This window comes from Mesonia oceanica, from assembly GCF_902499555.1.
GTDB classification, from domain to species: Bacteria; Bacteroidota; Bacteroidia; order Flavobacteriales; family Flavobacteriaceae; genus Mesonia; species Mesonia oceanica.
Genome location: NZ_CABVMM010000026.1, coordinates 1 through 6,304 on the forward strand (window position 1 = coordinate 1; position 6,304 = coordinate 6,304).

Annotated in this window: 8 protein-coding genes; all 8 read right to left on the reverse strand. The window is 31.6% G+C overall.

Features of this window, described 5'->3' with window-relative positions:
* Positions 1 to 245 precede the first annotated feature (245 nt).
* Positions 246 to 782 (reverse strand): hypothetical protein, encoded by a 537-nt coding sequence (locus tag FVB9532_RS18925; protein WP_150546753.1) that lies wholly within the window; start codon positions 780 to 782, stop codon positions 246 to 248.
* 15 nt (positions 783 to 797) lie between these two features.
* Positions 798 to 1,613, reverse strand: a complete 816-nt coding sequence (locus FVB9532_RS18930) for an RHS repeat-associated core domain-containing protein (RefSeq protein ID WP_194716591.1) — start codon at positions 1,611 to 1,613, stop codon at positions 798 to 800.
* A gap of 32 nt (positions 1,614 to 1,645) precedes the next feature.
* Positions 1,646 to 1,930: a hypothetical protein gene (locus FVB9532_RS18935; protein ID WP_150546755.1), complete on the reverse strand. Its 285-nt coding sequence runs from the start codon at positions 1,928 to 1,930 to the stop codon at positions 1,646 to 1,648.
* A gap of 73 nt (positions 1,931 to 2,003) precedes the next feature.
* Entirely contained in the window at positions 2,004 to 2,924 is a 921-nt protein-coding gene (locus FVB9532_RS18940; protein ID WP_150546756.1) for an RHS repeat-associated core domain-containing protein, read from the reverse strand.
* A 180-nt stretch (positions 2,925 to 3,104) separates the two neighbouring features.
* Positions 3,105 to 3,488, reverse strand: coding sequence for a hypothetical protein (locus FVB9532_RS18945; RefSeq protein WP_150546757.1), 384 nt, complete (start codon positions 3,486 to 3,488; stop codon positions 3,105 to 3,107).
* A complete protein-coding gene (locus FVB9532_RS18950) occupies positions 3,472 to 4,620 on the reverse strand; it encodes an RHS repeat domain-containing protein (protein WP_150546758.1) in 1,149 nt (382 codons plus the stop codon). Before FVB9532_RS18950 ends, FVB9532_RS18945 begins: the two co-directional genes overlap by 17 nt.
* Before the next feature lie 227 nt (positions 4,621 to 4,847).
* A complete protein-coding gene (locus FVB9532_RS18955; protein WP_194716592.1) occupies positions 4,848 to 5,246 on the reverse strand; it encodes a toxin-antitoxin system YwqK family antitoxin in 399 nt (132 codons plus the stop codon).
* A gap of 139 nt (positions 5,247 to 5,385) precedes the next feature.
* Positions 5,386 to 6,304, reverse strand: a 919-nt coding sequence (locus FVB9532_RS18960; protein ID WP_150546760.1) for an RHS repeat domain-containing protein, incomplete at its 5' end; no start/stop codon positions are given.

Genomic DNA, 6,304 nt, shown 5'->3' on the forward strand with positions numbered 1-6,304 from the left:
TGCATGGCCGTTCCTATTTTACTAGCCACCCGTTGGCTACCGGCATAATAATGTTTGGTATATTTTACGTGGCGTTCTCTTTTTTTATCAAGATAAGGCATTAAAAATATCCTATTTAACCTTATCGATACCTATATCCAGAACTTCAAGACCAAACTTGCTTTCGCTAAATTAAAAAGCCCCGCAATTTTAAACTTGCAGGGATTATGTTATTACATTTTAAAAAGTAATAGTTTACTAGATTATCATTGGTTATAGATATGGTTATAAATTAAACATAACAGAAAAAGCCGATCTTTTTTATTATTAAAATTCACTACATCAATATAAGAAACTAATAATTGTGTATTATTAAAACCACTCATCTCTAATTTTTGAAAATGCTCTATTCTTTTTCTTAGGGAATTAGCTTCAGAATTATCATTTAAAAATTCAAATAGACATGCTTTATACCAAAAAGTAACAAGAGATAAGCTTAAATTTTTAAAATATGGTATTTTATCATCGAGAGTATCAGTTAATAAAATTAAATCATTTTTATTTTTAGAAGAAATATTTTTAATGAGATTGACATATCCTTCTTTATCTAAATCATTCAAATAGCCTTCATCTATGAGAACTTTTTCCATTTGCTTTAAATTTTTTAGAAAAATATCAGAATTGATTTCAGATCCTTCATCTATTTTAGACATCAAACAATTCATAATTTCATTATCAACATTTTGTTCTGTTCTACAAGAAAGAATAAAAGTAAAGATTGTGAAATAAAGCATTATTCTCATATAGTTTATTTTAAATTAGTTTTCAAAATATTTTCTAAAACTCCTTGCATCTTTTGAATGAGTTGTAATGTTAATATAAGATTGTCTTTTTAGGTCGCCATCAAATTTTATAAAACTTCTAAGCTTATAATTTGCAATATCGCCATATCTTCCCATTCGAGTTCCTTGAGTATATTGAATACCTGTTGCTGAAGTTACTTCATATGCATAAGGCAAATATTTAATTTCTTTATCACTCCTTGAAAACCCCATTACTGAAGCTCCTGTAACTGTATGTGTTAATAGTTCAGAAACAACTCTTATATTTTCTCCATTTGCATCTATAGACCCATCAAGTTTCAATGTTCTCAAAGGTTTACCTTCAAAATTAAAATAATCTGATGTTATAAAAACACCATCTCCTTTAGATCTAGAATGTTGAGCAGCAAATATGGTTTGATCTAGATTATGTTGAGTATCTGAAAAATCTTTTAACTTTAAAATTCCGTCCTCATTACCAGTTACTTCTTTGACGGAATTTCCTGATATTTCACCATTAGAGTCCATTTTCGAATAAAGACTTTTAGCTTCTTTACTTGTTAATTCATATTGCTTTCTTAAAGTAGATTCATTATCATTATCTTCTTTTATATAAGTTGTCGAACCATCATCACACAACTTAGGTTTCCATTCTGCACCTTCAACTACCATCCCCGTAGGATCAATATACTTAATAGGATTCTGCAACGTATAATTATAAGGACTCCACCCTGGGTATTTCTCCGCCATTGGATCGACACTTAACCAAATACTCCATTTCGGGTCGTAGTAACTTGCTGCATAGGTATTCAAAATACTTTCGTTCGATGAAGGCGAGAGTCTACTTAATTTGATATATTACTAATTTTCCCACTTTGGTGATGTGAGAATAAAAAATCACCTTCTTTGTCGTAAACCTTTATACTTAACCATCCTTTTTTACTACCTTCATTATAAAGTGCTTTATGTATTAATCGTATTTTAGAAGTATCAATACTTTTTGTTTTAGCAAAAACATTAATGTAGTAGGATTCACAAGGAATAGTTTCTATGGAAAAAAATTTTGGATACATATTGGAAGCTTTATCGTAGTTATCTTTCCATTCTCCTTTCAATTCTCCACATAACATATCATTAACATTTTTACACGAAAAAATAAAGCTGAGTAAAATTATAATAAACAGAATCTTTTTAGCATTAAAATTATTCATCTATTCCTCCCATTCTTAATCTAAGTCTTGAATTTTCTTCAATCGATACTTTTCCATCATTGTTCGTATCTGCTTTATAAAATCCTTTATAGGTTCTCCATTTTACAAGACCTTTGTAATTATTTGAAATATCAGACCACTCAAATGCAGTGCCAGCACCATTATTAGCTCTTCTTCCAGTCAATGCATTCATCATATTACCACTTTGCCTGTCATTAATTAAAAGTCCTCTCCATTCATTGCCCCAACCAATACTTAATGCTGCTTTTTCTCCATGTTTATCAGCAATTAAGAACATTCCTAGATTATGTTCTAAACTATTTCTATTTTCTGTCCAACCTTGAGTATCTACCCAATCATGGGTCATCATAGATACTAAAATACCATCAGCAACGGAATTAAAATTACTCGTTATAGAGGCCATAAACCCTTCTGCATTTGAATTATAATTTATTTTTGCCGCATCAATAAAATAATTTGAACCTAAATTTTCATTTTCATAGTAAGATAGAAAAGTTCCGTAACCATCTTTACTTTTCATAATATCTGCTCCAATTGCATCTAAAACCTTCTTGTTAAATTTATCTTCGTGCAAATATGTTCCTTCGATTCCTGCTTTATCTAAATCTGATTGATCTTTTATGCTTTCGTCATATACAACTGTCCCACTTTTATCTTTATACCAATCATTTTTACTCATACCAGTGGGGTCGGTATAACGAACCGGGTTGTTACTTACATAGGTATAAGCTTCCATCGTTTGCTCCACTAACGGATCAACACTTAACCAAACACTCCATTTAGGATCATAATACCTTGCCCCATAATAGTAATTACCGGTTTCCTCATCCAACTCTTTCGCGTTGAATTTGTATGGTGAGTTATTGGAATTCTTATGCTCCTCTACAAAAATTTAACTAGCTAATTTCTATTTTTATAAGATTTCGTTGTATCTCGTTCCTCGATTTCTCCAAGTATAATATAGTTATCTATATGCATTTTTTAACACCATTTTTTTAAATAATGAAAAGGACTTTTCTCTTACAAAAAGTACAGAACTTAACATAGATAAATCATATCAAAATGTTAGAGATTAATCAATATTAGTGTTCTTTTTTAAAATCTTTTTATCAAATAAAAGTTTGTCTTTTGTTTTTACTTTCATGACAAATATTGTATCTGTAATAAGCTCATATGTGGTAAAATAATCTGAAATATAATTAGGTTTTTTACATCTAAGTAATAATTTATATCCTTTTAACTCCCAATTCCCCATGCTCCATATCCTTTCCTTACGATTCTTAAACAAGAACGAACCGTCTTCTTTTATCGTTAAACTCATTTCTTTATTTTTGTTATGGAAAAAATCACCTATTAATAAACTACCAGAAACATCATCTATTTTTTTAACTGAAAAACAAGCAATTAAAAAACAACAAGCTGATAGACAAATAAGTTTTTTATTTATTATATACATTCATATATTGTTTTAATTTTAAATTCAGTTCACTTTTAGGTATACTTTGCAATTCTTTATGATTAGGATATGCTTGTTGTAATTGCCTAGTAGTAGAATTTGTGTTTAATGGAAAATTACTAACATTATCACCATAAAGTAATTTGTTATTATTGTCTTTTATAGTTTTTATCCATGACGGAGTAATACCTGATAGGTTTCTACCACCTAAAGAATTAGGATCATATGCATATTGATTTATATATGCATTCATTTCATCATATACATCAGCAAATACCCCCATACCCCCATCTACAGAAAACATATAATCACCACTTTCAAACTGGCCTCCATGAGTTGTTTCATGAATGAAATTTGAAGTTGTCCCATCGAATTGAAAATTTATTACTCCATCCTTAAGAGTAGTCTCGCCTGCTTCACCGCTAACTACACTTAAACTATATACTTGATCACTATCTTCTAAATTTCCTAGTGTATTTATAGATGAATTAAGTAGGTGTGCTCTTATACCTTTGTTTCCTATTTTCTTTTGCAGTTTTTCATCACTCCAACCTTTACGTTCAGCTTTAGCTGTTAAATCGTCTATTCTTGTTTGGAGTTTATCACGTCGTTCTATAATAGCGTTTTTTTGCTTATTCCATTCTTCTTTACTTCCTTCCTCAACCACCATTCCTGTAGGGTCGGTGTAACGAACAGGATTATTAAGCGTATAGTTATAAGGACTCCACCCTGGGTATTTCTCCGCCATTGGGTCAACACTTAACCAAACACTCCACTTCGGATCGTAGTAACGTGCGCCATAATAGTAATTACCGGTTTCCTCATCCAACTCTTTCGCGTTGAATTTGTATGATGAGTTATTGGAATTCTTATGTTCCTCTACAAACATTTCTCCAAAAGCGGTATATTCCATATGCTGGCTTATTTCTCCAACTATATTAGTAATAAAATTGGAACTACCCAAATGGTCGGAATGGTACCAATAGGCATCGTAATCGTCATCGTTATGGGCAAAATTACTGCCCCCTTTATTCCCATTATACAGAAATGGACTATCCAGTTGCAGTTCCTTTTCAAAAGAGGCATAGGTCGCGATCAGGGCCTGCCCTGCCTCGCCCACTTTATTGTCCATGGCTATAATAACCCCTGAGCTTCCTCCTTGAGGGGCAAGATAGGCTGCTAAACGTTATATTATTTTAAGAGTTATTTACATCCAAAAACTAAAAGAGGACGAAAAACAGCACGTTTTCGCCCACCTGATACGCTCCTTAAACAAAATCAAGCTACACAGCTTTATATAAATAAAAAACCCCGCAATTTTAACCTTGCAGGGATTATGTTTCTATTTTAACACGAAGTTTATCTAATTATACTATCAACCAATTTACCTCTTTTGTAAATTTCTGTTTTAATAGTATCTCCACTTTTGTTAAAAAAATACTGTTCTCCATTTTTATGACCTCTAATGTAAAACCATTTTGATTTTAGCCAACCCTCTCTATCAAATAAATAGCTATAACCATCTTTTTCTCCTTTCAAATAGTTATCAGAAAAGTTTAGATTTCCATTTTCATAAAATACAGATACATTCCCATGAAACTTACCTTTTCTATAATTGCCAACGGAATACAACTGACCATCCTTGTAATAACTAGTTGCTGCTCCGTGTAATATGTCATTTTTATATTTAGCTATTCTAATCAGGTTATTTTCATTGTCGTATCTCTTCCAAATACCTTCTTTTTTGTCTCCCGCCAAAATTCCTTTCTCACAATAAGTTTTATTACAAATTGTATTAATATTATTCTTCGAATTCTGACAGCACACAAAATTCAAAAAAACTATTAAGCACAGGAATACTTTAAAAGGTCTATAAAATAAGCTATACATATATTTACTACTTTAATATGAAATAATCCATAAATGTACCATTTGAAAAATCAGTAGCAAAATCCTTAATTCCCTGCCAAGCTCTATTAGCATAATTTTTAACATCTTTAGTTATATCAGTTCCTGTTGAGCCTTTATAAATACTTTTACCTGCTTGCTGTAAAATACTCTTTGCTGCCGAACCTGGATTTACACCCCACTTGGGAGCCTCTTTTATTCCATCTAAGACACCCAATATAGGACCAATATCTTGATATTCGTTCCCTACACTTTTCATCTGTTCTAATGTAATTATTGATTCATCAAAGCCTGTTTCTTCTGCTCTTTGCTCCATCGTATTATAAACTTCCTCCTCATTTGCTATTTCAATAAATACCGTTTTCATCTTATTTATATATTCATCTGACTTACCTTCCCATTCTTCAGATTTCAATTCTTCACTTTGTTCATTGGTTTGAAAAAGTTTATTCCCGTTTTCGTCAAAGAAAACATTAAAATCATCATCGGTTTTCTTAATTAACTCGAGCTTCCCGGAATCATTTAATTTCCAATGATCTGTTGGGCCTTGAGACTCTTCCACAACCATCCCCGTAGGATCAGTAAATCTAACAGGATTATTCAACGTATAATTGTAAGGCGACCATCCGGGATATTTTTCCGCTAACGGATCGACACTTAACCAAACACTCCACTTAGGGTTATAATAACGTGCGCCATAATAATAGTTCCCCGTCTCTTCATCAAGTTCTTTTGCATTAAACTTATAGGGAGAGTTGTTGGAATTCTTATGCTCCTCTACAAACATTTCTCCAAAAGCGGTATATTCCATATGCTGGCTTATTTCTCCAACTATATTAGTAATAAAATTGGAACTACCCAAATGATCGGAATGAAAATAAAACATTTCTAAACTTGCCCCTTCGTCA

Bases quoted from the DNA above. Each gene is read 5' to 3' on its own strand.
- FVB9532_RS18925 (WP_150546753.1), bottom strand. From the start codon at position 782: ATGAGAATAATGCTTTATTTCACAATCTTTACTTTTATTCTTTCTTGT.
- FVB9532_RS18935 (WP_150546755.1), bottom strand. From the start codon at position 1,930: ATGTTATGTGGAGAATTGAAAGGAGAATGGAAAGATAACTACGATAAA.
- FVB9532_RS18950 (WP_150546758.1), bottom strand. From the start codon at position 4,620: ATGGACAATAAAGTGGGCGAGGCAGGGCAGGCCCTGATCGCGACCTAT.
- FVB9532_RS18945 (WP_150546757.1), bottom strand. From the start codon at position 3,488: ATGTATATAATAAATAAAAAACTTATTTGTCTATCAGCTTGTTGTTTT.